The sequence below is a fragment of the Dactylosporangium aurantiacum genome, assembly GCF_000716715.1.
GTDB classification, from domain to species: Bacteria; Actinomycetota; Actinomycetes; order Mycobacteriales; family Micromonosporaceae; genus Dactylosporangium; species Dactylosporangium aurantiacum.
The window spans coordinates 166,838-193,451 of record NZ_JNYJ01000022.1; the positions used below are offsets into that span (position 1 = coordinate 166,838).

25 protein-coding genes are annotated in these 26,614 nt (G+C 72.1%); 18 read left to right on the plus strand and 7 right to left on the minus strand.

Features of this window, described 5'->3' with window-relative positions:
- Positions 1-41: 41 nt before the first annotated feature.
- Together OP18_RS24995 and OP18_RS25000 are read left to right on the plus strand one after the other, a co-directional pair.
- Entirely contained in the window at positions 42-1,019 is a 978-nt protein-coding gene (locus tag OP18_RS24995; RefSeq protein WP_033361523.1) for a DNA topoisomerase IB, read from the plus strand.
- Between the two features lie 12 nt (positions 1,020-1,031).
- Entirely contained in the window at positions 1,032-2,432 is a 1,401-nt protein-coding gene (locus OP18_RS25000; RefSeq protein WP_081971071.1) for an FAD-binding oxidoreductase, read from the plus strand.
- 60 nt (positions 2,433-2,492) lie between these two features.
- Here the strand turns inward: OP18_RS25000 and OP18_RS25005 are convergent, their stop codons facing one another.
- Both OP18_RS25005 and OP18_RS25010 read right to left on the minus strand, forming a co-directional pair.
- Complete coding sequence (locus OP18_RS25005; RefSeq protein ID WP_033361424.1) at positions 2,493-3,836, minus strand: condensation domain-containing protein; 1,344 nt, start codon at positions 3,834-3,836, stop codon at positions 2,493-2,495.
- A gap of 3 nt (positions 3,837-3,839) precedes the next feature.
- Positions 3,840-5,186, minus strand: coding sequence for a condensation domain-containing protein (locus tag OP18_RS25010; RefSeq protein WP_033361425.1), 1,347 nt, complete (start codon positions 5,184-5,186; stop codon positions 3,840-3,842).
- Between the two features lie 897 nt (positions 5,187-6,083).
- Between OP18_RS25010 and OP18_RS25015 the strand changes: the two genes are divergently transcribed.
- Positions 6,084-7,340, plus strand: a complete 1,257-nt coding sequence (locus OP18_RS25015) for a condensation domain-containing protein (protein ID WP_033361426.1) — start codon at positions 6,084-6,086, stop codon at positions 7,338-7,340.
- Between the two features lie 62 nt (positions 7,341-7,402).
- Here OP18_RS25015 and OP18_RS25020 read toward each other — a convergent pair whose 3' ends face one another.
- The 5 genes from OP18_RS25020 to OP18_RS25040 form a co-directional block, all read right to left on the minus strand.
- Entirely contained in the window at positions 7,403-8,356 is a 954-nt protein-coding gene (locus OP18_RS25020) for a daunorubicin resistance protein DrrA family ABC transporter ATP-binding protein (RefSeq protein ID WP_033361427.1), read from the minus strand.
- A gap of 12 nt (positions 8,357-8,368) precedes the next feature.
- Complete coding sequence (locus OP18_RS25025; RefSeq protein ID WP_033361428.1) at positions 8,369-9,133, minus strand: ABC transporter permease; 765 nt, start codon at positions 9,131-9,133, stop codon at positions 8,369-8,371.
- Complete coding sequence (locus OP18_RS25030) at positions 9,117-10,328, minus strand: glycosyltransferase (RefSeq protein ID WP_052387266.1); 1,212 nt, start codon at positions 10,326-10,328, stop codon at positions 9,117-9,119. The genes OP18_RS25025 and OP18_RS25030 overlap by 17 nt, the downstream gene beginning before the upstream one ends.
- A gap of 118 nt (positions 10,329-10,446) precedes the next feature.
- The gene (locus tag OP18_RS25035; protein ID WP_033361429.1) at positions 10,447-10,710 is read right to left on the minus strand and encodes a phosphopantetheine-binding protein; all 264 of its coding nucleotides are present in this window, start codon (positions 10,708-10,710) and stop codon (positions 10,447-10,449) included.
- 5 nt (positions 10,711-10,715) lie between these two features.
- A complete protein-coding gene (locus tag OP18_RS25040; RefSeq protein ID WP_052387267.1) occupies positions 10,716-11,624 on the minus strand; it encodes a methyltransferase domain-containing protein in 909 nt (302 codons plus the stop codon).
- Between the two features lie 686 nt (positions 11,625-12,310).
- Here OP18_RS25040 and OP18_RS25045 point away from each other — a divergent pair.
- The 15 genes from OP18_RS25045 (at position 12,311) to OP18_RS25115 (ending at position 26,612) form a co-directional block, all read left to right on the plus strand.
- Positions 12,311-13,837, plus strand: a complete 1,527-nt coding sequence (locus OP18_RS25045; RefSeq protein WP_063745579.1) for a class I adenylate-forming enzyme family protein — start codon at positions 12,311-12,313, stop codon at positions 13,835-13,837.
- Positions 13,834-14,112 carry an acyl carrier protein gene (locus OP18_RS25050; protein ID WP_033361430.1) on the plus strand — a complete coding sequence of 93 codons (279 nt, stop codon included), beginning with the start codon at positions 13,834-13,836 and terminating at the stop codon, positions 14,110-14,112. The genes OP18_RS25045 and OP18_RS25050 overlap by 4 nt, the downstream gene beginning before the upstream one ends.
- Positions 14,113-14,150: 38 nt before the next feature.
- Complete coding sequence (locus tag OP18_RS25055; protein ID WP_052387290.1) at positions 14,151-14,354, plus strand: phosphopantetheine-binding protein; 204 nt, start codon at positions 14,151-14,153, stop codon at positions 14,352-14,354.
- Between the two features lie 8 nt (positions 14,355-14,362).
- Positions 14,363-15,523 (plus strand): beta-ketoacyl synthase N-terminal-like domain-containing protein, encoded by a 1,161-nt coding sequence (locus OP18_RS25060; protein ID WP_033361527.1) that lies wholly within the window; start codon positions 14,363-14,365, stop codon positions 15,521-15,523.
- An 85-nt stretch (positions 15,524-15,608) separates the two neighbouring features.
- Positions 15,609-16,208: a hypothetical protein gene (locus OP18_RS25065; RefSeq protein ID WP_245635512.1), complete on the plus strand. Its 600-nt coding sequence runs from the start codon at positions 15,609-15,611 to the stop codon at positions 16,206-16,208.
- Positions 16,205-17,455 (plus strand): beta-ketoacyl-[acyl-carrier-protein] synthase family protein, encoded by a 1,251-nt coding sequence (locus OP18_RS25070; protein ID WP_033361432.1) that lies wholly within the window; start codon positions 16,205-16,207, stop codon positions 17,453-17,455. The genes OP18_RS25065 and OP18_RS25070 overlap by 4 nt, the downstream gene beginning before the upstream one ends.
- Before the next feature lie 56 nt (positions 17,456-17,511).
- Entirely contained in the window at positions 17,512-18,603 is a 1,092-nt protein-coding gene (gene hppD, locus OP18_RS25075; RefSeq protein WP_033361433.1) for a 4-hydroxyphenylpyruvate dioxygenase, read from the plus strand.
- A 47-nt stretch (positions 18,604-18,650) separates the two neighbouring features.
- A complete protein-coding gene (locus OP18_RS25080) occupies positions 18,651-19,556 on the plus strand; it encodes a phytanoyl-CoA dioxygenase family protein (RefSeq protein ID WP_033361529.1) in 906 nt (301 codons plus the stop codon).
- A gap of 22 nt (positions 19,557-19,578) precedes the next feature.
- Positions 19,579-20,379, plus strand: a complete 801-nt coding sequence (locus OP18_RS25085; protein ID WP_033361434.1) for a DUF3050 domain-containing protein — start codon at positions 19,579-19,581, stop codon at positions 20,377-20,379.
- A 32-nt stretch (positions 20,380-20,411) separates the two neighbouring features.
- Complete coding sequence (locus tag OP18_RS25090; RefSeq protein ID WP_033361435.1) at positions 20,412-21,377, plus strand: thiamine pyrophosphate-dependent dehydrogenase E1 component subunit alpha; 966 nt, start codon at positions 20,412-20,414, stop codon at positions 21,375-21,377.
- Positions 21,377-22,369, plus strand: a complete 993-nt coding sequence (locus OP18_RS25095; RefSeq protein ID WP_033361436.1) for an alpha-ketoacid dehydrogenase subunit beta — start codon at positions 21,377-21,379, stop codon at positions 22,367-22,369. Before OP18_RS25090 ends, OP18_RS25095 begins: the two co-directional genes overlap by 1 nt.
- A gap of 4 nt (positions 22,370-22,373) precedes the next feature.
- Complete coding sequence (locus OP18_RS25100; protein ID WP_033361437.1) at positions 22,374-23,999, plus strand: class I adenylate-forming enzyme family protein; 1,626 nt, start codon at positions 22,374-22,376, stop codon at positions 23,997-23,999.
- Positions 23,992-25,380, plus strand: coding sequence for a condensation domain-containing protein (locus OP18_RS25105; RefSeq protein WP_033361438.1), 1,389 nt, complete (start codon positions 23,992-23,994; stop codon positions 25,378-25,380). Before OP18_RS25100 ends, OP18_RS25105 begins: the two co-directional genes overlap by 8 nt.
- Positions 25,377-26,303, plus strand: coding sequence for a 3-oxoacyl-[acyl-carrier-protein] synthase III C-terminal domain-containing protein (locus OP18_RS25110; RefSeq protein ID WP_033361439.1), 927 nt, complete (start codon positions 25,377-25,379; stop codon positions 26,301-26,303). Before OP18_RS25105 ends, OP18_RS25110 begins: the two co-directional genes overlap by 4 nt.
- Before the next feature lie 21 nt (positions 26,304-26,324).
- Positions 26,325-26,612 (plus strand): acyl carrier protein, encoded by a 288-nt coding sequence (locus tag OP18_RS25115; protein ID WP_081971072.1) that lies wholly within the window; start codon positions 26,325-26,327, stop codon positions 26,610-26,612.
- The last annotated feature ends 2 nt before the right edge of the window (positions 26,613-26,614 follow it).

Genomic DNA, 26,614 nt, shown 5'->3' on the forward strand with positions numbered 1-26,614 from the left:
ACGATTGATTGGGGCAGCGGCGTCTGGGAATGGGTGACGCCATGCGGTTGCGGCGCAGCACACCAGGCAAGGGCGGCTACCGGCGCAAGGGGCGGGGCAGGGGCTTCAGCTACCACCACGCCGACGGCGCGGCGGTGACCGACCGGGCGGAGCTGGACCGGATCAAGGCCCTGGTCATCCCGCCCGCCTGGCGTGACGTGTGGATCAGCGACGATCCCCGCGGCCACATCCAGGCCGTCGGCACCGACGCGGCCGGGCGGCGCCAGTACCGCTACCACGACGTGTGGCGGGTCAAGCGCGACGCGGCGAAGTTCGACCACGTCCTGGAGGTCGGCGAGCGGCTGCCGCACATCCGCAAGCAGGTCGACGCCGACCTGCACACCCGGGGCTTCGGCCGGGACCGGATCCTGGCCGTCGCGGTGCGGCTGCTGGACGTCGGGTGCTTCCGGATCGGCGGGGAGGCGTACGCGGCCGGCGAGGAGGGCACGTTCGGGCTGGCGACGCTGCAGCGCGAGCACGTCGCGGTGCCCCGCGGCACGGTCCGGTTCTGCTACCCGGCGAAGGGCGGCATCGAGCGGTCCGTCGACGTCACCGACCCCGACGTGGGCGCCGTGCTGCGGAAGCTGCTGCGGCAGGACACCGGGCAGGAGGAGCTGCTGGTGTACCGCGACGGACGGCGCTGGGCCGACGTGCGCAGCGGCGACATCAACGCGTACCTGCGCGACGTCGGCGGCATCGAGATCTCGGCGAAGGACTTCCGCACCTGGCACGGCACCGTCCTGGCGGCCCGGCTGCTGGCGCGGGAGCCGCGGGTCACGAAACGGGCCGTGCCGCGGGTCATGCGGGAGGTGTCGGAGTTCCTCGGCAACACCCCCGCGGTCGCCAGGGCGTCCTATGTGGACCCGCGGGTGGTCGACCTGTACAGCGGCGGCGTCACGATCCCGAAGGCCGCGACGGCGACCCGTGAGCGCAGCGAGGCGGCGGTGCTGGAGCTGCTTGCCGACACCTCGGGTCGGTGACAGTATCTGCGGGTGCGACTCGATCTTGCCGGTCTTCGTGACACGTTCCACGGCACCCTGGTGACCCCGTACGACCCCGGTTACGAGGCGGCCCGGGTGCTGTTCAACACCCGGGTGCGGACCCGCCCGGCCCTGATCGCCCAGTGCGCCGACACCGCCGACGTGGCGGCCGCGATCGGGTTCGCCCGCGCGGCCGGGTTGCCGCTCGCGGTCCGCGGCGGCGGGCACCACGCGGCCGGGCTGTCCCTGGTCGAGGGCGGCGTCGTGGTCGACGTCGGCGGTCTGCGGTCGATCAGCCTGGATGCGCAGGCACGCACGGTGACGGTCGGGCCCGGCGTCGGCTGGCGCGACATCGACAAGGTGACCTACGTCGCGCACTCGTTCACCGGCGACGACGGCCTGGAGTACGGGCTGGCCGGCCCCGGCGGCGAGTGCCCGACGGTGAGCAACGCCGGCTACAGCCTCGGCGGCGGCTACGGCCCGCTCGGCCGCACCTATGGGCTGGGTTGCGACCACATCGTCGCCGCGGAGGTCGTCGACGCCGACGGCACGGTCCTCACGGTGAGCCAGGACGAGCACCCGGACCTGTTCTGGGCGCTGCGCGGGGCCGGCGGCGCCGGGTTCGGGGTGGTGACGTCGCTGACGTACCGGCTCAACCCGCTGCCGAAGACCGTGGTCGGCGGCGTGATCGCGTGGCCCGTCGCCCGGGCCGAGGAGGTCTTCCGCGCCTACCGCGACCTGTACGACGGCCGCACCGACGAGCGGCTCGCGTTCTGCCTGCTGCTGACCACGGAGCCGTACCCGGACGGGGAGCAGGTCGTGGTCATGTACGGCCTCTACGTCGGCCCTCCCGGGGAGGCGGCCGAGGCGCTCAAGCCGATCGAGGCGCTCGGCGAGCCGCTGTTCAGCTCGATCGGCGAGACCTCGTACTTCGACCTCATGCAGGGCATGGGCGAGGAGATCGTGTACGGGCTGCAGTCGAAGTGGCTCGGTGGCTACTTCACCCCGGACGGCTTCGACGAGCCGGCGTTCGCCACGATCCTGGACAGCTTCCGGCGGATGCCGTCGGGGTACTCCATGGTCCGGTTCGACCTGCTCGGCGGCGGCGCGATCGGCCGGGTCGCCCCGGACGCGACCGCGTTCGTGCACCGGGCGCCGCTGCACTACATCTCGGTGATCGCGCAGTGGCAGGGCGACGAGGAGACCGACCGCAACGTCGCCTGGGTCGACGACTTCGTCGAGCGGCTCGCCCCGCACCTGACCGGCGAGGTGTACCAGAACTACGCCAGCCGGGACCTGACCGACTGGGCCGGCGCGTACTACGGCGCGAACTACCCCCGCCTGCAGCAGGTGAAGCAGCGCTACGACCCGCAGGACGTGTTCCACACCCCGCAGTCGGTCCGGCTGCCGTAGCGGGCGGCGGTCACGGCGGCGCTCGCCGCGGGTCGTGACCGACGGACCGGGTCGCGGCGCTCACCCGCCCGCAGTGAGCGCCGCGTCGACGGCGGCGGCCTCGATGCCGCGGGCGCACGCCTCGACCTGCGCCGGGGACAGCCGGTGCGTGTCGGCCCAGATCGCCAGTTCGACCGCCGGCTCGGGGCCGCCGACGGCGTCGACCTGCAGGTAGAAGGTGCCGTCGTAGGTCGGCAGGGTCCGGTCCCAGCGCAGCGTCGTGCGTGGCCGCGCCGCGCGGACCTGCTCGGCGGTGGGCGGCACCGCGGGCAGCGCGGCGGCCGCGCCGCGCCGGTCGTTGACGAAGCAGGAGATGTCGATCGGCACGCCACGCTCGGCGGCGAGCCGGTCGAGCATCGCCCGGTGGTCGGCCGGGTCGAAGTAGCCGTGCAGGTAGGCGGTCGTCGCGGCCCGCCAGACCCGTTTCGCGACGGTGTCGAGGTCCCCGTCCGGGTCGATGACGCAGATGCCGGGCTGGGTCAGATGGCACACGGCGTCGGCGAAGCCGGGCCGGAAGCGGTTGCTGACCAGCACCTGCGCGACGCTCGGCCGGCGCCCGGTGACCCGGGCCAGGGCGACGCCGTAGGCCGCGAGCAGCACGTGCCCGGTCTCCACGGCGCCGCGGGCGGCGACGACCTGCAGGGCGAGGTGCAGCGCCGGGGAGCGGCAGACCAGCTCCCAGAAGCGTGGGGTGCGCGGGTCGTCGGAGACGCCGAACCGCTCGGCCGGCAGGTCCCGCAGCGTCGCCTGCCAGTGCCGCAGCGACTTCGCGCTGTGCCGGCGCTCGGCCGGCTGCGCCTGGCGGCGGGCCAGCTGCAGGGGCTGGACCGCGGCGGCCGGCGGGGCACCTGAGCCCAGCAGCGGCAGGTCCCGCACGATCGCCTCGATGCCGAACCCGTCGACGGCGAGGTGGGAGTACTGCACGACGAGGTGGCTGGGCGTGTCGCCGGTGGTGACCACGCCCCACCGGACCGGAAACTCCGCGGCGGGGTCGAACGGGGTGAGCTCGTACCGCCGGCGCAGCGTCTCGGCGTCGGCCTCGGCGTCGCCGGCGCGGGACGCGACGATCTCCAGGGTGACGGTGCCCGCGGTGGACACGGTCTGCCGGGGCGGGTCGGCGGTGAGGTCGAAGCGGGTGCGCAGCGCCTGGTGCCGGCCGACCAGTGCGCCCAGGGTCGCGGCGAGCTGGGTGACGGTGGCGCCCGGCGCGAGCGCGACGGTGCCGCCGATGTTCATCGTCCGGCCGGTGCGCCGCATCGTCCGCCAGATCTCCGCCTGCCCCCACGTCAGCGGGCCCGTCGGGTCGCCGGTGCCGGTGTCGTCGCCGAGGAACGGCACGGCGAGGTGGGACGTGGCGACATGCATCGGCTACTCCTGGAGCGCGGCGGCGACCACCAGTTCCTCGATCCCCCGCAGGATCGCCACCAGATCGTCCGGGGCGACCCACCGGGTGTCGACGCGCAGCGTGATGTCGACCGTGTCCGGCACCGGGTTGATCAGGAAGAAAACCGTGGCGCCGGGATCGTCGGAGCCACGTCCCCAGCGCAGCCGGCTCTTCGGCAGCGCCTCGGTGATGTCCTGCGGGCCGGCCTGCGGCAGCACCTCCGCCGAGGCCAGCGAACGGCGCCGGTCGTTGAAGTAGGACTGCAGGTCCAGGGTGGCGCCGCGCTCCTCGCCGACCCGGGCGATCATGTCCCACAGGCCGCGGGGGTCGTAGTAGGCGTGCAGGCCGGCGGTCAGCTGGGTCTTCCAGACCCGCGCGATCAGCTCGTCGAAACTGACGTCCGCGGTGTCGACCACGCACAGGGCGCTCTGCGCCAGGCCGGCGACCGACTCCTTGAAGCCGGGCCGGAAGCGGTTGCTCACCAGCATCCGCACCACGGTGGTGGAGTAGCCCGAGACCCGGGCCAGCATGAGCACGTACGCGGCGAGCAGGATCGTGCTGCTGTGCGCCTTGGTCCGCTCGGCGATCACGCCGAGGGCGAGGTAGGCGGCGGGTGAGGTGTAGGTCGCCTCCCAGTACCGCGGCGACGGCGGGTCGGCCACCGGCGGGAAGCGGTCCGGCGCGATCTCGCGCAGCTGCTTCTCCCAGTGCCGCAGCGAGGCGTTGTGCTGCCGCTTCGCCGCGCCGGCGCGCTGCTGGCGGGCCAGGTCCGCGGGCTGGATGCCGGCGACCGGGGCGAGGTGCTCGCCGGTGGCCCGGTCCAGGTTGGCCATGTCGGCGATGAGCGCCTCGATGCCGTAGGCGTCGATGGCCATGTGGGAGTACAGCACGACGAACCACACCGGGGTCCCGTCGCGGCACACGACCGCCGCACGCACCGGCCAGTCCTCGGCGTTGTCGAACGGCGCCTCCTGCAGGGCGACGTCGAGGGCGTCGGCGACCTCGGCCGGGTCCTCCGTCCCGGCCTCGACGATCTCGATGAGCAGCTCGCCGGATTCGGACAGGACCTGCCGGGGCAGGCCGTCCTCGCCGAGCCGGTAGCGGGTCCGCAGCGACTGGTGCCGGCTCATCAGAAACGCGAGCTCCATGACGATCTGCTCGATCGTCTGGCCGTCGACCAGTGGCATCGTGCCGCCGGCCCAGTCGACCCGGCCACCGCCGAGTTCCATGGATCTCCACGCGGCCCATTGGCCCCAGGTCAATTCCTCGACGCCCGATCCTTCACCCTTGAAGTGCACCGGGACGCGCTGCACCGTCGCAGTCTCCGCCATGACCTCTCGCCTCGTGATCGTCGGTGTACGCGCAGGCTTGAAGGGCCTGCGACCGGGTGGCGGCCGGCCGGCGACGCCTGCGCCGTGCCGGCCGGCCGCCGCGACAGAACTAGAGCCGGGCGTTCCGGAGCTGAGCGTTGACACTCCGGAGCTGAGCGTTGCTACCACGCAGCTGAGCAGACTTCATTTCGCACCTCCCTTGCCTGGTGAGTGAATGTGCTCGAAAGGGACCACCTGCGTCTTGTCCGGATCCCGACCTGTTCGGACCCGGATGATCGCGCGGGCCCACCCTGCAAGCACTGCGCCGAAGCCTATCGGCTGTCTTCTACCTGACGAAAGAGGCGAATATTGATCTCATCCAATCAATGCCCGAAGGTCCGAATTTTAACGATCGTTATGTCCGATTTCCGGGGATGCGCCGTAGAAATGCGAATGGCATTGAAAAATTCCTAAGTCGTTAGGTGCGCGGTTGACACGATCCACACGCGGGGTGATGCTTCTGGCGGTCATAGACTTCGGTCGTTCAGAATGACCACAGCGGGCCGGAGCGCATTCGTCGTGAAGGCGACGGATGCGATGCGGCCCGCCATTCCATATCGCACTGTGATGTGCCAAACGATATGAGGAGGTGAAACTTCATGCGCGTTGTCTCCAGCCGCGTCGTGTCCAGCCGCGTCGTCTCCAGCCGGGTCGTGTCCAGCCGGGTCGTGTCCAGCCGTTGATTTCGGCCGCACCGCCTGAAGCACGCACCACCGAATGAGTAGGGCAGCCCGTGTCCGCACGGGCGGGGCGGCACCCGACGGGCATGGGTGCCGCCCGCTTGCCGGACGGGCTGCCGTACTCCCCCATGAGCCGCACCGAAGACCACCGCACCGAGCAGCACCCTGGAGGCGCACCTTGTCCGGCGACGAGACGTATCCGGCCACCGTCGGACAGCTGTCCGTCTGGCGCGACATCGAACGGTTCCCACCCGACCGGCTGTGGGAGGCCAACCTCTCCTTCGTCTGGGACCTCCCCGAGGGCACCTGGAGCGAGGAGCAGGTCTGGTCCGCGCTCGGCGCCGTCGCCGTGCGGCACGCCTCGATGCGCACCACGTACGTCGTCGACGACGAGGGCTTCCCCCGCCAGCGGATCGCCGCGCACACCGCCGAGGAGGTCCTCGCCCAGGTCAGGCAGGGCACCGCGGACGTCGCCGACCGCGAGGCGAAGGACGCCGAGGAGATCCGCCGCGGCATCGACGCGCTCCGCGAGCTGCCCTGGCGGGCCTGGATCCTGCTCGACGCGGGCGTGCCCCGGCAGGTCCTCGTCGTGGTCAACCACATGGCCGCCGACGGCGTCGCGTCCGTCGTGCTCCGCGAGGACTTCGAGACCATCCTCGGCGGCACGGACCTGCCGCCCGCCCCCGGCCCGCTCGAGCTGGCCCTCAACCAGCAGGGCGAGGGCAGCGCCCGGCTGCGCAACGCCGAGCGCTACTGGCGGCGCACCATGGCCGCCGCGCCGCACCGCCCGGAGACCGGCGAGCTCACGCCGCTCGGCGCCGTGCTGCAGACCGGCATCCCGATGCCGCTGGCGCACGAGGCGATGGCCAAGCACGACGTCACCCTGGCCAGCCTGATCCTCGCCGCCTACTATCGCGGCATCCAGGCCGCCACCGGCGAGCGCGAGGTGCTGCTGTTCCCGATGTCGGCCAACCGGTTCGACGAGCAGCACGCCCGGGTCGTCACCAGCCTCAACCAGTGGGCACCGCTGCTGCTGGACCTGGAGGAGGACGAGCCGTTCGCGGCGATCCTGCCCAAGGTGCACTGGAAGGCGTTCAACGCGCTGAAGAACGGCGTGTGCTCGCCGGACGCGATCTGGCAGATCCGCGACGAGCACGCCCGCCTCGACCCGCCCGTGGACCGCGGCTTCTACTACAACCCGATGCTCGCGCCGCCCGGCTTCCCGTCGCAGGACCAGCTGCGCCCGCCGAAGATCGACTGGTTCGAGCACGGCCGCACCACCGGCCCCGGCTTCTACCTGATCGTGCGCGGCCTGACCTCGCTCAACCTGATGTTCCGGGTCAACCGGGCCGGCTTCGACCGCGACTCGCTGACCACCATGCTGACCACCATGCAGGCCTGCCTCGCCGAGACGCTCGGCGGCGAGCGGCTCTGAGACCCGCTGGAGGGCGCGACCCGCGCGGGTCGCGCCCTCCGTCGTCGCGGTGCCCTGCCGGATCAGTCGCGCAGGGAACGGCCGGTCTTGGTGAGGAAGACGTCGTCGAGCGTCGGGCGGTGCAGCTCGATCGTCTCCAGCTTGATCCCCGCGCCCTCCAGCACCCGCATGATCTGCGGGATGGCCGAGTCGCCGGCATCGACGTTGAGCCGCAGCTCATTGTCCTCGCGGACCTCGACGCCGTTGGCGAACTCCTCCTTGCCCAGCAGCTCACCGGCGCGTTCGGCGTCCTCGGCGACGACGACCGTGACCACGTCGCCGGAGATCTCGCGCTTGAGGTCGGCCGGGGTACCCTCCGCGACGATCTCGCCGTGGTCGATGATCGCGATGCGGTCGCAGAGGGCGTCGGCCTCGTCGAGGTAGTGCGTGGTGATGAAGACGGTCATGCCCTCGGCGCGCAGCCGGCGGATCTCGTCCCACATGTGCGCGCGGCTCTGCGGGTCCAGGCCCGACGTCGGCTCGTCCAGGAACAGCACCTGCGGCTGGTGGATGACGCCCATCGCGATGTCGACGCGGCGGCGCTGGCCACCGGAGTACGTCTTGCACTTGCGGTCGGCGTACTCGGTCAGGTCGAACGCGGCGAGGGCCGCCTCCGCGCGCTGCTCCGCCTCGGCCTTGCTGATGCCGTACATGCGCGCCTGCAGCACGATCTCCTCGCGGCCGGTCACGTCGTCGGTGGTGCCGCCGCCCTGCGCCACGAAGCCGATCGCCCGGCGCACCGCCTCGGGCTCGGTACGCAGGTTCGCCCCGGCGATCGTCGCCTCGCCGTCGTCGACGGAGAGCAGGGTGGCGAGCATCCGCAGCGTGGTGGTCTTGCCCGCGCCGTTCGGGCCGAGGAACCCGAAGATCTCGCCCTGCGCGACGTCCAGGTCGATGCCCTTGACCGCCTCGACGCTGGTCGCCTTCTTGCCGCGGCCCGACTTGTAGATCTTCTTCAGTCCCTTGATCTTGATCATGATCCTGCTCCCTTACCGGACCGAACGCGAGAATGTGCGGGCCGACCAGATCACGGCGACCACCATGAGACCGGCGGCGATGACGATGCTCTGCCAGATGGCCGGGTCGCTGGTGTTGCCGATGAACAGCGCCCGCAGCCCCTTGGCGGCCCAGTTGAAGGGGTTGAAGTCGGCCACGGTACGCAGCCACAGCGGCGCGAGCGCGAGCGGCAGCAGCGTGCCGGACAGCAGCATCAGCGGCTGGGCGATGTTGTTGACGACCTGGCCGAGGACACTGGGGTTGGCGACCCGGATCGCGATGCCGTAGGAGATCGACGCCGAGGACAGCGCGCACAGCGCCAGGATCGCGTAGCCGAGCAGCAGGCTGCCGATGTTGACGAACACGCCGAACGGCAGCGACAGGATCGTGATGATGATCGACTGCACGACGACGGTGACGACGTCGCGCAGCGAGCGGCCCAGCAGCAGCGCGACCCGGCTGACCGTGGTCACCCGGGACCGTTCGATGACCCCGTTGGCGAGGTCGCCGAGCAGGCCGAAGCCGACGTAGAGACCACCGGCGAGCGCCAGGGCGACGAGCATGCCGGGCACGTAGATCTTGTACGCGTCGCTCATCGAGTCCGCGCCGACCGAGGCGAGCGCCGGCTTGAGTAGCGGCGCGAAGAGGATCAGGTAGACCGCCGGCTGGGCCACGCCGAGGACGACCCACAGCGGCGACCGCAGCATCAGCAGCATGTGCCGCTGGAAGATCAACCAGGTGTCACGCAGGAGTTTCACGCGCTTGCTCGCTTTCAGACGTCGTACGTTGCGATGGGGTGCCGGCGGATGCCAGCTGGATCAGTGCCGTCGCGGCGGCATCGGCGCCGCCGCCCGCGAGCAGTCGCTTGCCGGTCGCGCGCGCCGCCTCGGCGTAGCGGGGGTCGTCGAGCAGGTCGAGCAGCGCGGCCCGCAGCGCGGCGGGCCGGCTGTGGTCGATCGAGACCCGCAGCCCGGCGCCGGCCCGCGCCACCGCCGAGGCCATCAGCGCCTGGTCACCCTTGATCGGGGCGACGAGCAGCGGCACGCCGTGCACCAGGGACTCGTTGACGGTGTTGGCGCCGCCGTGGCTGACCACCGCGTCCAGGTGCGGCAGCAGGTCCAGCACCGGCACCGGCCGGCGGACCAGCACGTGCCCCGGCTCGCCGGTGATCGTGCCCTGCGGCGCGACGACGACCGCCTGCAGCTGCTCGCCGAGCGGCGCGATCGCCTCGAGCATCCGCGGGTAGAAGTGCGCGGCCTGGTCCATGTTGAGCGTGCCCATGGTCACCAGGACGTGCCTGCGCGCCGGGTCGAGCCAGTCGAACGGGAAGTCCGGGTCCGGCGCCCGCTCCGCGAGGGACGGGCCGACCACCAGGGTGTTCGCCGGCAGCTGCGACGGGTCGTCCAGCAGGTCCTCGCCGAGGAAGCTGATCAGCAGGTGCGGGGAGAAGCGCAGGTCCCACGGCGGCTCACCGTCGTGCCCGGCGGCGCTCCACGCGGTGCGCATCCGCTGCTGGATCCACGCCTCGACCTTCGGCAGCCCGCGGGCGAACGGCCTGGTCAGCTCCATCGCGCTGGACGCGACGGTGACCCACGGCAGGCCGAAGCGGTGCGCCACGATCGGGCCGGCGATGGCGTGCTGGTCGACGACGAGCAGGTCCGGCCGGAACGCCTCGACGGCCGCCTCGACGCCTTTGCGGGTGTGCTTCGTGTGCGGCAGGATGTAGCCCTCCCACCGCGAGCGGGTGGCGTCCAGGCCCCGTTCCGCCTGGCCACGGTGGGCGCGCAGCGGGATCGGGTGGATCACCGCGTCGGGTCCGGCCAGGGGGCGCAGGAAGGACTCCGACCCCGCCCACAGCACCTCGTGCCCGCGCGCCAGCAGCACCTTCGCCACCGCGACCATCGGGTTCACGTGCCCGGTCAGCGGCAGCGACAGGAACAGAAACCTGCTCATGCCGGCACCTCCGCTGCGCTCCGGCGCCGGCCTGAGCCCCACCCTGAGCCCATGATTCGCAGCCCTCCGCTGCGCTCCGGGCCGCTCATGCCGGCACCTCCGCTGCGCTGCGGCCTGCTCATGCACCGCCCCCGGCCAGCTCCGCCAGGTCGGCGACGGTGAGCTCGATCAGCTCCGGCAGGTCCAGCCCGGCGATGTGCGCGGCGAGGTCGACCCCGTACAGCTCCCGCATCCTGGTGCTCAGGGCGACGACCTCGAGACTGTCGATGAACAGGTCGGTGTCCACCCGGGTCGACGGCGTCACGCCGGCCGCCCAGGTCTCGTCCTCGCCGGTGACCTGGCGCAGCAGCTCCACGATCTCCTGGTGCGGCGCCGCGGCCACGACGATCAGTCCCCTGCCGCCGGCTTCGTGGCGCGCACGGCCCCGTAGGTCACCGCGCCGGTCTCGAAGCCCTTGAGCATCAGCGGCCCGGCGTAGAAGAAGCCGAGCACGTCCACACCCCGGTCGCGGGCCAGGTCACGCATCATCGACCGGCCGTTGTCCAGCTCCTTGACCTGGGCGAACCCGGGCTCCCAGGAGTTGGCGACGTTGGCGCTCCAGTCGACGATCGCGATGTCGGTGAACCCGGCCGCGGCGGCGAGCCGCTCGTGCTCCTCCAGCGAGGAGAAGCTGGGCATCACCTGATGGCGCAGGATCTGGTCGACCACCCGGGACTCCTGCGCGGTGAGCTCTCCGTCGCGGACCGACCAGGTGGCGATCGCGACGATGCCGCCCGGCTTCAGCACCCGCCGCACCTCGGCGAAGAACGCCGCCCGGTCCGCGATGTGCATGAGACTTTCAACGGCCCAGACCACGTCGAAGGACGCGTCCGGGTAGTCGTTGGCCATGAAGTCGCACTGGCGGAACCTGGTGCGTTCGGCGAGGCCCAGCTCAGCGGCCTTCTCGTTGGCACGGGCGGCCTGCGCGGCGCTGAGGGTGACACCCTCGACGGTGCAGCCGAGCGGCCCGGCCAGGTACATCGCCGGCCCGCCGATACCGCAGCCCACGTCCAGGACCCGGGCGCCGGCCGGCAGACCGGCGAAGGCGACCAGCTCACGCACGAGACGGTCGGTCGCGGCGTGCCGGTCCTCGTCGTTGCCGGGGCGCTCACCGGCGTCCCAGAAGCCGTGGTGCACGTGCTGGCCCCACAGGTCCTCGTAGAGGTCCAGGGTGGTGTCGTAATACCGCTCGACGGCGGCGTTCAGTCCGGGCCCGGCCGGTGCGGACGGGTATGCGGAACTGGCATTTGCTTTCACAGTCGCAAATCTCCGAATGGGATCACCAGCTATGGGCGCGTCCGGTTAGGACGCACGGAGCCCGGCCATTGTATGGGCGACGCGCCGACGCTTGTCAATGCACGTTACATGGCTCTTCACCGGCCCCGGCCTGCAGTGTCGGAGATCGCGCAGCCCGACGCTCATCATGCCGCCATACATGGCGAAACGGTATATCGGCCCGAAGCGACGTCGACCGGGGTCAATCGTGGCGGTTGCGCACCGTAGGGCCCGGCAATGGGCGTGAGGAGAGCGTTCTCAGGGTAAGCACCAGTTGCGTCCGGTGCGTCGCCTAGCGACCAGTATCGTCCCATTTGCCATTCGTCTGATGTCCCCCCAACCGGCCGTGACCTCGGCTTCTCGCAATTCGTCCGGGAATGCTGAACGTATCGAAGCAAACGATTCTTAGCGGTCGTAGGGGTGGCAGAACGGACAAACAGCGGCACCGTCGGGTTGTGCACTCTTGTAAAACCGCTTTGATTGCGTAAGGTCTATGGCTAGTCGGGCCGACTATTTCCTGCGCATTGTGTCCGGGCGTGATTCGCGCCGGTGGCCGCAGGCCGCCCGACGTTCGCCAGTGTGTTCATTCGGGGGTTGCACACGCTGCTCGCCGGCCAACGAGGGCCGTCGATCAGCGGAGCAGCCGCGCGCGTAGGAAGGGGTTCCGGGTGACCGACGTCGCACTCGAGACCCAGCCGATCCCGGCGATCGACCCGTCGTGGGTCGACGAGGTGCTGCTGTCCGGCCCCGCCGACCAGGTCGCCCTGGTCTTCGAGGCCCCCGTCACCCGTGCCGAGCTGCGCCGGATGATCGCCGCCAAACAGTCCGTGCTCGCCGCCGCGGGTCTCGGCCCCGGCGGGTCGGTCGCCCTGTGCCTCGCCCCGTCGCTCGCGTTCGTGACCAACCTGCTCGCCGCCTGGCGCCTCGGTGCCCGCGCGGCCCTGCTGGACCACCGCCTCACCGCCTTCGAGGTGGACAACGCCCTGCAGCGGCTGGCGCCGCAGGTCGTGGTCTCCGCCAAGCACGTGACCGGCGGGCCGCTGCGCGGCTTCGTCGAGATCGAGGAGCGCGTCGCCACCTACCCCGGACGGCCCGCCGACACCGCGCACGCGCTCATCCAGCTCAGCTCCGGCTCGACCGGCCCGTCGAAGGTCATCGCCCGCACCGCGGCGAACCTCGTCGAGGAGATCGAGCGGTACGTGAAGATCGGCGCCGGTGTGCCGCAGGCCGGCGAGCGGATCGTCTCGCTCGCGTCCATGGTGCACGTGCTCGGTCTGGTCGGCGGCCTGCTCTACGGCCTGCACGCCGGCGCTCAGCTCGTGGTGCCGGCGCGGATGACCGCCGACGGCATCCTGTCCACGGTCGCCGCCGGACCCGAGCCGACCACGCTGCTCGGCGTCCCCTTCCACATCGAGCTGCTCTCCTCCGTGCAGGCTCCGCCCAGCCTGCCCCAGCTGACCGGCATGACCACCGGCGGCGAGCTCGTCCGCGCCGAGGTCTACAGCGGTTTCGTCGACCGGTACGGCATCCGGCTCGGCAACATGTACGGGATGACCGAGGTCGGGGTCATCGCCACCGACCTGTTCGGCGAACACCGCCCTTCTCTCACCCCCGCACCCGGCCTCACCGTCCGCGAGGAAGCCGGCGAGCTGCTCGTGTCGCTGCCCGCGTCGCCGTACCTCGGCCTCGTCGACCCGGCCCGCTGGGCCGACGGCTGGCTGCACACCAAGGACGCCGGCAGCGTCGATGAGGCCACCGGCCGCGTGCGCATCCACGGCCGGCGTGACTCGCAGGTCTCCGTCGGCGGCCTGAAGGTCGACCTGACCGAGGTCGAGCACACGCTCGCCGCGCTGCCCGGCGTCGCCGGCGCCGTCGTGACCTTCGACAAGGCCATCGAGGCGTACGTGATGCTGCGCGACGGCCACACCGCGGCACAGCTCCAGGACCGCCTCGCCGAACGGCTCGCCGGGTTCAAGCGGCCGCGCGTGCTGAAGGTCGTGGAGCAGCTGCCGCGCACCGCCACCGGCAAGCTCGTCCGGGACCGCGCCGCGCTGCTCGCCGCCGCGCCGGCGCCCGCGACCCCGGCGGCGCCCCAGGTGGCGATCCCGGCGCAGCGGGCGGGGCAAGACGTGACCGATGGCGCGACCGACCCGGTCGCGCCGGCACCCGTGAAGGAAGGGAACCACTCGCGATGAACGACACGACGAATCAGGAAATTCGCCAGTTCCTGCTGGACTCGTTGACCGAGATGAACTACAGCGTCGAGGACGTCGACGACGACACCGCGCTCGGCCCGGCCGGCGCCGACCTCGAGTCGCTGTCGCTCGCCGAGCTGGCGGTGCGCGTCGAGGACCGCTTCGGTGTCCGCTTCGACGACGACGAGGCGGAGAAGCTGGCCGGGATGACCGTCGGCGAGTTCATCGCCGCGGTCGCCGAGCGCCGCTCCGCCGCGGCCACGGCGGGCAGCTGAACGTGGCCACTGCACCAACCCGCGACGACGTCCTGGCCATGCTCGCCACGTACGGCGACCGCACGCCGGCTGACGTCGCCGAGGGGATCGACTCGCTGGAGCTCGCGTGGCTCGTCCACCAGCTCGAACAGCACTACGGCGTGCCGCTCGACCTCGACGACGAAGCCCTCGCCCGGATGTCGACGGTGAGCGGGACGCTCGAGGTCCTTCAGGAACTGAAGGTCGAGACGGGTTCACGATGACCACCACCATGGCCGTTCGGCGCGGTCCGGGTGACGTGGTGCTGACCGGTGCGGCCGTGCTCAGCGCGTTCGGCCGGGGCATGACCGCCCTGGCCGACGGCCTGGACGCGGGCGCGCCGGCGTTCCGGCCGGTGGACCGCTTCGACGTGACGGCACGGCGGGTCGGGGTGGCCGCGGCCGTGCCCGGCTCCCCCGCCCTCACCGACGAGCTCGTCCGCGTGGTCGACGAGGCCTGCGACGAGGCCAAGCTCAGCGCCGCCGAACGGTCCGGCGCACCGCTGTTCCTGGCCCTGCACGGTGACCCGGCGCTGGCCCGGGTCGCCGAGGCCGACCGCCGCCGGCACAGCAGCACGGCGTTCACCGCCGCGCTCGCCGCCACCACCGGGCTCGCCACGGACCTGCCGCTGGGAGCGGGAATCCGGGCATACACCTCGGCGTGCGTCGCGGCGAGCACCGCGGTCGCCGACGCCGCCGCGGCGATCGCCCGCGGCGAGCTCGACCGCGTGGTCGTGGCCGGTGGGTACCTCGTGGACGCTGATCAGTTCTCCCTCTTCGACGCGGGCCGTGCACTGTCCACTGACGGACAGGTCCGCCCGTTCAGCGAAGGGCGGCGCGGGCTGCTCCTCGGCGACGGGGTCGGCGCGGTCGTCGTGGAGTCCGCCGCCGCGGCCCGGGACCGGGGTGTCCCGGCGCTCGCCCGGCTGGCCGGCTGGGGCCGCGCCGGCGACGCGTACCACCCGTGCCAACCACACCCGGAGGGCGCCGGGCTGGCCCGGGCGGTCACCGCCGCGCTGCGGCGGGCCGGGATCGGGCCAGAGGCGCTCGGGTACGTCAACGCACACGGCTCGGGCACCGCGCAGAGCGACGTCGCGGAGGCCGCGGCGCTGCGGATCGCGCTCGGCGAGCACGCCGCGACGGTGCCGGTGTCGTCGACGAAGTCGCTGCACGGCCAGGCCCTGGAGGCCTCCGGCGTCCTGGAGCTGATCGTCACCCTGCACGCGCTGCGCACCGGCCGGCTGCCGGTCAACGCCGGGTTCCTCGCCGCGGACGAGCACTGCCCGCTGCACCTGGTGCTGGACGGCTTCACCGCCGCCACGCCGTCATACGCACTGACGTTGAACGCCGCGTTCGGCGGGGCCAACACCGCGCTGCTGGTGGGATCAGCATGAGCGGCCCGCAGCGCAGCGAGGAGCCACGAATCATGGGCTCAGGGTGGAGCTCAGGCCGGCGCCGGAGCGCAGCGCAGGTGCCGGCATGAGCGGATTACTGCTGGAACCGAATGAGCCACAGGGGCTCGGCACCGCGGAGCTGTTCGTCGAGGAGATCCCGCCGCTGACCGCGCTCGCCACGCGGGCCGGCCTGGCGGTCCTCGCCGCCGCGGACTGGCCGGAGCCGGGCGACGAGGAGCTGCCGAAGCTCGCCGGGTTCGTGCACTCGTCGTTCAACCCTCTCGTCGCGGCCACCGCCGGGCGCTGCCTCCAGCGCCGTGCGGAGAGCGCTCCACCGGCGGTCACCGCGATCGTGCTCGTCACCGCCCTCGGCGACGTGGCCAGCGCGGCGCACGTCGCCGGGGCCGTCGACACCGGCGGCCGGGTCGGGCCGCTGTTCTTCTTCCAGTCGGTGCCGAACGCCGTCGCCGGGCACGTCGCGGCCAGATGGCAGCTCACCGGGCCGGTCGTGTGCGTGGACAGCACCGACGCCGGGCTCAGCGTGGCCCGGCTCCTGCTCGCCGACGGCGACGCCGGCGAGGTCCTCCTCGTCCTGCTCGAACAGGCCACCGTGCCGGAGGCCGTCACCGGAACCAGCCACGACACCGCCGCCGCCGTGCTCGTGACCGAAAGAGGGGCATCATGACCAGGTCCGTCGCCATCACCGGGATCGGGCTCGTCACCCCGGTCGGCAGCACCGGCGCCGAGGTCTTCGACGCCATGTGCGACGGGCGCTCCGGGCTGGTCCGCCCCGGCGCCGACCATCCCCTCGCCGGGTCGGTGGACGTCGCCGCCTTCGCGCCCGCGATCGACCCGACGTCGGTGCTGCCGGCGCCGGAGACGCGGGTCGTCGACCGGTACATCGTCATGGCGATGGCCGCCGCCGAACAGGCCCTCGCCGACGCCGGCATCGAGGTCGGCCGCGACGTCGACCCGTACCGCATCGCCATCATCCTGTCCGGCACCGGCGGCCTGGCGACCCTGGACGCGCAGGCGGTGCTGCGCTCGCAGAAGGGCCGCCTCGGCGTGAGCCCCTACCTGCTGCCCGGCATGCTGCCGAACATGGGCGCGGCCCGGGTCGCGATGCGCCACGGCATCCAGGGGTACAGCTCCTCCATCGGCACCGCCTGCGCGGCCGGCGCCCAGTCCATCGGCGAGGCGGTGCGCCTGCTGCGCGCCGGCGAGGCCGACGTCGTCGTGGCCGGGTGCAGCGAGGCCCCGCTGTTCCCGACCCTCGCGGACACGTTCGGCAACGCCCGGGCGCTCGCCCGCGGCTGGGACGACCCGACCGCCGCCAGCCGCCCGTTCGACCGCCGCCGCAACGGGCTCGTCCTCGGCGAGGGCGCCGGGGTGTTCGTCGTCGAGCGCGCCGAGCACGCCGAGGCCCGCCGCGCCCGACGCTACGCCGACCTCGTCGGCTGGGGCGCCACCAACGACGCCCACCACCCGACCACCCCGCGCCCCGACGGGTCGGCCGCCGCCGCCTGCATGAGCCGGGCCATCGCCGACGCCGGGATCGAGCCCGGCGACGTCGGCTACGTCAACGCGCACGGGACCAGTACCAAGCTCGGCGACGTGGCCGAGTCGACCGCGATCCGCGCGGTGTTCGGTGCCGGGGCCCCGCCGGTCAGCTCCACCAAGGGCGTGACCGGCCACATGCTCGGCGCCTCGGGGGTGGTGGAGGCCGCGGTGTCGGTCCACGCCATGCTCCGCGGGCTGCTTCCGCCGACACACAACCTGGACGAGCCCGATCCCGCCTGCGACCTGGACCACCTCCGCGAACCCCGTCCCGCGGAGGTGACCCATGTCCTGTCCAACTCCTTCGGCTTCGGCGGCCACAACGTGAGCCTGATCTTCGGCCGGCCGGAGTCCTCGTGGACACGCACGGCGTGACGCCCGCTCGTCGCAGCCACCTGGGAACGACCGATCACCCGAAAGGGAAGCAGGCAATGGAGATCCTCGACACCGACCACATCGAAATGTTCGTCGGCGACGCGCGCCAGGCGGCGCACCAGCTGTGCGCCACGTACGGCTTCCACGTCTACGGGCAGGGCGGCCCGGAGACCGGCCTCCCGGGTCAGCGCAGCGTGCTGCTGGGACAGCGCGACATCCGGATCCTGCTCACCTCCGGCCTCAGCGGCGGGCACCGTGCGAGCCGCTACGTCGCCCAGCACGGCGACGGGGTCGCGGTCATCGCGTTCGGCTGCGCCGACGTGCAGGTCGCGTTCGACGAGGCGGTCGCCGCCGGGGCCACCGCGATCCAGCCGCCGCAGCGCTTCGCGCACGAGGGCACCACGGTCATCACCGCCGAGGTGTCCGGCTTCGGCGACGTGACCCACCGCCTGGTCCAGCGCGTCCCCGGCGGCGAACGGTTCCTGCCCGGGGCGATCGACGAGCCCGCCCGGCCCGCGCCGACCGACGCGGACCTGCTGCACACCATCGACCACGCCGCGATCTGCCTGCAGGCCGGCGAGCTCGACGAGACGGTGCGCTACTACGAACGGGTCTTCGGGTTCGGCATGATCTTCCAGGAGTACATCGAGGTCGGCGAGCAGGGCATGCAGTCGAAGGTGGTGCAGAGCCCGTCGGGCGGCGTCACGTTCACGCTGATCCAGCCGGACCTGAGCCGCCGCGCCGGCCAGATCGACGACTTCCTGTCCTGGCACGAGGGCGCCGGCGTGCAGCACATCGCCTACAGCACCCACGACATCGTGACCGCGGTGCGCGCCTACAGCGCCAAGGGTGTCGAGTTCGCGCAGACCCCGGCCAGCTACTACGACATGCTCGAGGCGCGGCTGGGCGAGGTCGACGTGCCCGTGGAGAAGCTGCGTCCGCTGGGCATCCTCGTCGACCGGGACCACTGGGGCCAGATGTACCAGATCTTCGCCAAGTCGACGCACATCCGCCGGACGTACTTCCTGGAGCTCATCGACCGGCACGGTGCCCGGACCTTCGGCACGAGCAACATCCCGGCGCTGTACGCCGCGAAGGAACGCGAGCTCGCCGCGGTGCGCGACACCACAGACGGCCTGCGCAGCTGAACCCCGCACGTACGACTGTTGAAAGGACACGATCCTTGACCATCTCGATGACCGAAACCTTCTCGCTGTCCGACGACGAGCTGGCGCTGCTGCCGTCCGACGACGACGTCGAGCACTACGCCCGGCACGGCTGGTACCTGTCGCGGAAGCTGTTCACCGACGACGAGATCGACCAGCTCGTCGAGGCCAGCGAGCGCTTCTACGCCGGCGAGCGCTCCCGCACGCTGCCGGTGCGCCCGCCGCGGCTGGCGTACTGGGAGCCGTCGCACGGCGACGTGCAGCGCCACCACGACTACGTGCACTACGAGAGCGACCCGATCGCGCGGATCCTGCGCAAGCCGCTCGTCGGCGCGGTCGCCGCCCGGCTGGCGAAGGCCGACGAGATCCGTGTGTTCCAGTCCACGCTCATCTACAAGCCGCCGATCGTCGGCGAGCCGAGCAACGTGGTGCCGTGGCACTTCGACCGGCACTACTGGTCGTCGTGCACGTCGGAGAACATGCTCACGGCGTTCATCCCCTTCCACGACTGCGGCGAGGAGATGGGCACCATCACCATGGTCGACGGATCCCACCTGTGGGAGGAGATCCTCGCCGACGACACGACCACGAAGCACTTCGCCGAGCGCAACCGCGACGACCTGGAGGTCATGCTCGCGGAGAACGCCGCGTACAACAACGTCGAGGTCGTCAAGATCCCGATGATCATCCCCAAGGGGCACATGAGCTTCCACCACTGCCGCACGTACCACGGCAGCGGCCCCAACCGCAGTGCGAACCCCCGCCGCGCGGTCTCCTTCCACCTGCAGGACGGTGCGAACGAGTACCGCCGGTTCGAGCTCAGCACGGGAGACGTCGTGACCTACAACCACGACGTGCTGGTGCGGCGCACCGACGACGGCCGTCCCGACTACTCCGATCCCGAGTACTGCCCCGTGTTGTGGCGTACGCCCTAACCAAACCCTTCAGGAGGCTCACATGTCCCGTTACGACTGGGGTCAGCGACACCCGGGCATCGATCGGCTGGAGGCGCTGATCGCCGACGCCCGCAGCGAGGTCGTGTCCCACCCCATCTACGCCCGCCTGGACAGCCTGCCGGCGATCCAGACCTTCCTGGAGCACCACGTCTTCGCCGTGTGGGACTTCATGTCGTTACTGAAGTCGCTGCAGCGCAACCTCACCTGCGTCGAGGTGCCGTGGATCCCGACCGGGCCGACCGGCAGCCGGCGGCTCATCAACGACATCGTGCTGGTCGAGGAGAGCGACGAGCTGCGCGGCGGCTTCATCAGCCACTTCGAGCTGTACCTGCTCGGCATGCAGGAGGCCGGCGCCGACACCACCGTCATCGACGCGTTCATCTCGCTGCTGCGCGACAGGACCCCGGTGCCGGCCGCGATGGCCGCCGCGGGGGTGCCCGAGGCGTCCGCCGAGTTCGTCGGGCTGACCTGGCACCTCATCGACACCGCGCCGATCCACTGCCAGGCCGCCGCGTTCGCCTTCGGCCGGGAGGACCTGATCCCGGACATGTTCCAGCAGGTCGTGAAGGTCAACGAGCAGGGCGGGCAGCTCAGCACGTTCGTCGACTACCTGGAGCGGCACATCGAGGTCGACGGCGAGTTCCACACGCCGATGGCCATGCAGATGGTCACCGACCTGTGCGGCGACGACGAGAACAAGTGGAACGAGTGCGTGGAGACCATCAACCTCGCCCTCGCCGCCCGCGCCAAGCTCTGGAGCGGGATCCTCGCCAAGATCGACGAGAAGGTCCTCGCGGCCTGAGGCCTGACAGGCCCGTCAAAAGGGAGTAGCACGTGACTGACGCCGCCGGGCTGTACCGGACGGTCCGCCTCATCCGCCGGTTCGAGCAACGCGCGATCGAACTGGTGCGCGACGGCACGATCGTCGGTGGGATCCACCCGTACCTGGGGCAGGAGGCGATCGCGGCCGGTACCTGCGGCGCGCTGCGCCCCGGCGACGTCATCACCAGCACGCACCGCGGCCACGGGCACGTCCTGGCCAAGGGCGCGGACCCCGCCCGGATGCTCGCCGAGCTGACGGGCCGGGCCACCGGCCTCAACGCCGGCCGCGGCGGCTCCATGCACGCCGCCGACTTCAGCCTCGGCATCCTCGGCGCCAACGCCATCGTCGGCGCCGCCGTGCCGATCGCCACCGGCGCCGCGTGGGCGGCCCGCCGGGCCGGCAAGGACACGGTGGCCGTCACCTACTTCGGTGACGGCGCCGTCAGCCAGGGCGTGGTGCTGGAGACGATGAACCTCGCCTCGCTGTGGAAGGTGCCGGTGGTGCTCGTCTGCGAGAACAACGGCTTCGCCACCACCACCCGGGTCGAGCAGGCGGTGGCCGGATCGATCACCGGCCGCGCCGAGGCGTTCGGCATCCCGGCGTCCACTGTGGATGGCAGTGACCCGGAGGCGGTCCTCGCCGCCGCGCGGGAGGCCGTCGAGCGGGCCCGGGCCGGCGGCGGCCCGTCGTTCATCGAATGCGTCGCCTACCGGTTCGACGCCCACCACACCTGGGAGCACGCCGCGCGGCCGCGGTACCGCACCGACGAGGAGGTCGCGCTCGGCATGCGCCGCGACCCGGTCGAGCTGCAGGGCTCCCGCATCCCGGCCGCGGACCGCGAGCGCATCGACGCCGAGATCGAGGCGCTGCTCGACGAGGCGGTCCGGTTCGCCGTCGACAGCCCGCTGCCCGACCCGGCCGGCGCGCTGGACCATCTGTACGCGGACGGCCTGCGGGCCAGGGCGGGAGTCTCCTGATGCCGATCCTGTCGTATCTCAAGGCGCTGAACCGGGCCCTCAGCACCGAGATGGACGCCGACCCGAGCGTCTGCGTCTTCGGCGAGGACGTCGGCGTCGCGGTCAGCAACGTGACCACCGGCCTGCTCAAGAAGTTCGGTCCCGAACGGGTCGTCGACATGCCGATCTCGGAGCAGGCGTTCACCAGCTTCGCCACCGGCGCGGCGATGGCCGGGCAGCGCCCCGTCATCGAGTTCCAGATCCCGGCGCTGCTGTTCCTGGCGTTCGAGCAGATCGCCAACCAGGCGCACAAGTTCTCGCTGATGACCGGCGGCCAGGTCAACGTCCCGGTCACCTACCTGCTGCCGAGCTCCGGCTCCCGCGGCGGCTGGGCCGGGCAGCACTCCGACCACCCGTACAGCCTCTTCGCCCACGTCGGCGTGAAGACCGTCGTGCCCGCGACCCCCGCCGACGCCTACGGCCTGCTGCTGACCGCGATCCGCGACGACGACCCCGTCATCGTGTTCGCGCCGGCGGGCGCGGTCGGCGTCCGCGACAACGTCGACTTCGCCACCCTCGCCCCGGTGCCGCTCGGCGTCGGCCGGGTGCACCGCCCCGGCGACGACGTGACGGTCGTCGCCGTCGGCCACCTCGTGCACGACGCCCTCGCCGTCGCCGAGGAGCTCGCCGGGACGGTGTCGGTCGAGGTGTTCGACCCGCGCACGCTGCACCCGTTCGACTGGGCCGGGCTCGCCGCCTCCCTGGAGCGCACCGGCCGGCTCGTCGTCGTCGACGACTCCAACCGCTCCTGCGGCATCGGCGGGGAGATCCTGGCCACCGCCGCCGAGCAGATGCGCCTGGTCGCGCCGCCGAAACGGATCACCCGCCCGGACGGCGCGGTGCTGCCCTTCGCCCGCGAGCTGGACCTGGCGCTGCAGCCGACCCGCGCGCAGCTGCGCACCGCGATCGAGCAGGTCGCGAAGACCTCATTTTCCACGCAGACCGAGGAGTAGACCCATGGCGTCCACGAGCATCCGGGCGGCGCTCGCCGCCGACCCCGACGTCGGAGCGGGCAACGTCCTGCACAAGCTCATCGAGCACGGCGCGGACCTGGACGGTCCCGGCATCGCGTTCGACGTCCCCGTCGACGGCTTCCCCGCCTGGCAGGGCCTCACCCTCGGCGAGCTGCGGGAGCGGGCCGCGGCCCGGGCGGCGTGGCTGCACGCGTACGGCATCACCCGCCGCGACCCGGTCGCCATCTACGTGACCAGCTCCGCCGACTGCTTCCTGAACTGGATGGGCCTGGTCTGGCTCGGCGCGATCCCCGCGCTGATGAACCCGAACATCCCCGGCGACATCGCCGTCCAGTACATCGCGAAGCTGCGCGCGACCGCGCTCATCACCGACGCCGCGCACGTCGAACGGCTCGCCGGGCACGACGTCGGCATCCCCGTGCTGGACGCCGCCGACACCGGCACCGGCGACCCGGCGCTGGCACCGGCGCCGTTCAAGCTGCACGCCGACGACCCGATCGCCATCACCCACTCCTCCGGCACCACCCGCATGCCGACCGCCGTCGTGCACTCGCACGCCAGCCTGTTCCACGCCACCCGCAAGATCCGGCTGAGCGGCCCGCGGGCCCAGGGCACCGAGCGGATCCTCAGTGCCCTGCCGGCCCCGCACGCGGCCGGCATCATGACCATCAACCACGCCCTGAGCAACCGATCCGAGCTGCTGTTCCTGTCCCGGCAGGACGACGGCGGCGCGGTGCTGGACGCCATCGAGCAGTGGAAGCCGACCGGCGTGTTCGGCTTCGCCGTCACCTGGGCGGAGCTGGCCCGCTTCGACCTCGAGCAGCACGACATGGACTCCGTCGCGCTGTGGTTCAACACCGGTGACTGCGCGCACGAGCCGCACATCCGCAACCTCGTCAACGTCGGCAGCCGCAACGTCGTGACCCGCGAGGGCGTCAAGCGGGTCAAGGGCTCCAGCTTCGTCGACGGGCTCGGCTCCACCGAGATGGGCCACTCCGCCTTCCACATCACCCACCGGCCCGACACCGAGCGCTACGGGCGGTGCGTCGGCGTGCCGCACGTCTTCGCCGACGTCGCGCTGCTCGACACGGCCACCGGCGAGGAGGTGCCGGTCGGGCAGGTCGGCCACTTCGGCCTCAAGTCGCCCACCCTGGCGCCCGGATACTGGAACGACCACGTCAACACGTACCGCAACCGGCTCAACGGGTACTACCTCACCGGCGACCTGATGTTCCGCGACGAGGAGGGGTACTACTACCACGTCGACCGGGCCGTCGACTCCGTCGACCTCGGCAACGGCGACTGGCTCTACACCGCCATGTCGGAGGAGCAGATCCTGCGCGCCGTGCCCGACGTGCGCGACTGCACCATCGTGTCGGTGCGGACCGACACCGGCGTCGTGTCCGACGTGCTGCTGTCGCTGCACAGCAGCGCCGACCCGGACGCCGACCACACCGAGGCGGTCCGCGCCGCGCTCACCCCGGCCGCCGCGGCGACCCTGCGCAAGGTCGTGGTGTTCCCCGACGAGAACATCGTCACCGGTCCCACCGGCAAGGTCCGCAAGTTCCTCATGCGGCAGCGGCACCTCGCCGAGATGGCGAATGCCTGAGACGTACCTGCCGGCACCCGCCGACGCCACCGGGATCCGCGCCACGACGCGGATCCCGGTCCGGTTCTCCGGCGACGGCGCCGGCACCGGCCCGCTGTCGTGGGGGCAGCAGGAGATCTGGCGGACCATGGTCCACCAGCGTTCCTGGCTGCCCATCGGCGGCTGGGCACCGCTGCCCGCCGGGACGACCGTCGAGGACGTCGTGGCCGACCTGCGGTGGGCGATGCGGCGGTACCCGACGTTCCGCACCCGGCTGCGCTTCGCCGCCGACGGCACCCCGCTGCAGACGGTCGCCGCCTGGGGCACGATCGGCCTGGACGTGTTCGACGTGCCCGACGGCGTCGACGCCGAGGCGTACACCGCCGCCGTCGACGCCCACTACCGCGCCCTGGACTACGACTTCGTCGCCGAATGGCCGGTCCGCATGGGCGTCGTGCGGGTCGGCGGCCGGCCGGCGTACCTGTCCACGGTCACCTGCCACCTGGTCACCGACGGCGTCGGTGGCCGGCTCATGCTGCGCGAGGTCGCCGCCCGCGCCGAGACCGGCCCCACCACCGGCATGCAGCCCCTGGAACAGGTCCGCTGGCAGGCCTCCCCCGCCGGGCAGCAGCAGCGGGAGAAGTCCCTGCGGCACTGGGACCGGATGCTGCGGCAGCTGCCGCCGAAGCGCCCGCTCACCCCGCGCGACGGGCCCCGCCACCACCGCGGCGAGTTCCACTCCGCGGCCCTGTACCACGCCACGCACGCCGTGTCGGTCGTCGCCGACATCGACACGTCGCAGGTGCTGATGACGTTCCTGGCGATCGCCCTGACCCGGGAGGCCGGCGACGGGCGCCCCGCCGTCATCCGGCCCATGGTGGACAACCGGTTCCGCCGCGGCCTCGGCGACGTCGTGGCGATGGTCGCCCAGCACGGCATCTGCGTCGCCGACGTCGCCGGCCTGCCGTTCGACGAGGCGATGCGCCGCACCGGGATCGCGGCGATGCTCGCCTACAAGTGGGCCTACCACGACCCGGCCGCGGTCGCCGAGCGCGCCGCCGCCCTCGCCGGCGAGCTCGACCTGGACCTGGACGCCGGGGTCTGGCTCAACGACCGGCGCACCGTCAGCCGGCAGATGTTCCCCGGCGACAAGCCGACCGCCGAGCAGGTCCGTGCGGCCGCGCCCGGCGAGTTCCGCTGGACCGCCGCCCAGGACGACCCGTACGACCCGTTGAACGTCGACGTGGACGACGAACCCGGCCGGTTCCTGCTGACCTGGTTCACCGACACGTGGCGGACCCCACCGGCCCGCGTGGAGGCCCTCGCCCGGCGGGTCGAGACGATCGCCGTCCACCAGGCGCTCACGGCACTGGACACCGCACCGGAAACGAGGACCCTGTGACCGCTCTCGTCGCCGTCGGCACCCACGTGCCGCCGGGCCGCGTCCCGATCGAGTCCCTCGCGGACGAGTTCGACCTGACCCCGATGCAGCTGCGGGTGTTCCGGCGCTACCACAAGCTCGGCTCCGCGGCGCAGGCGCCGGACACCTCGCTCACCGGGCTGCTGCGCCTCGCCGTCGCCGACCTGCGGCTCACCACGGCGCAGACCGAGCGGATCCGCTACGTGCTGTACGCGCGCACGTTCCCGGGCGTCGTGCCGTACCCGCACAACCCGCTGCACGAGGTGTGCCGGTCCTTCGGGCTGCGGCACGCGCAGGCGTTCGCCGTCGGCCACCACGCGTGCGCCTCCGGGCTGCTCGCCGTGGACCTCGCCGGCCGGCTGCTGGCCACCGCGCCGCCGGACGCGCTCGCCCTGGTCCTCACCGGGGAGAAGGCGTTCACCGGCGAGGCCCGCTTCGTGCCGGAGACGTCCATGTTCGGCGAGGGCGCCGCCGCCTGCCTCGTCGCCGCGACCGGCCCCCGCGACCGGCAGCTCAGCTACGTGGCCCGGCTGCGGGGCGAGTTCGACGGCGAGCTGGAGGAGGTCGCCGGGGAGTTCCAGCGCGTCTACCACGACGCCCTCGGCGAGGCCGTCACCAGCGCCGTCGCCCGGGCCGGGCTGAGCCTCGACGACATCGCCCTGATCCTGCCGCACAATGTGAACGTGGTCGCCTGGCAGCGCGTCTGCAAGCGGATCGGCTACCCCCTGGACCGGGTCCTGCTCGACCACGTCGCCGACTACGGCCACGTCTTCTGCGCCGACGCGTTCCTCAACCACCGCACCGCCGTGCACCGCGCGCTGCTGCGCCCCGGCGACCGCTACGTCGTCGCCGCCGCGGGCGCCGGCCGGGGCGCGACGTTCTCCGCCATGGTCTTCGAGCACTGAACATCCCCGAAGGAGCCCCACATGAGCGACACCACCACGACGATCGACCCGGAGCTGCGCCAGCAGGTCGTCGACACGATCTGCGAGCTGCTGCCGCGCGTGCTGAAGCGGGAGGTCACCGGCGCCTCGGAGACCACCACGCTCATGGACGACCTCGGCATGAGCTCCACCACCGGCCTGGAGCTGGTCCTGGAGCTGGAGGACAAGCTGGAGCGCGAGATCAGCGTCGAGGACATGGGCCGCGACAACTTCGAGACGGTCGGCAGCCTCGCCGACTACGTCGCCGGTAACCTGCTGCCGGAAGAGTGAGC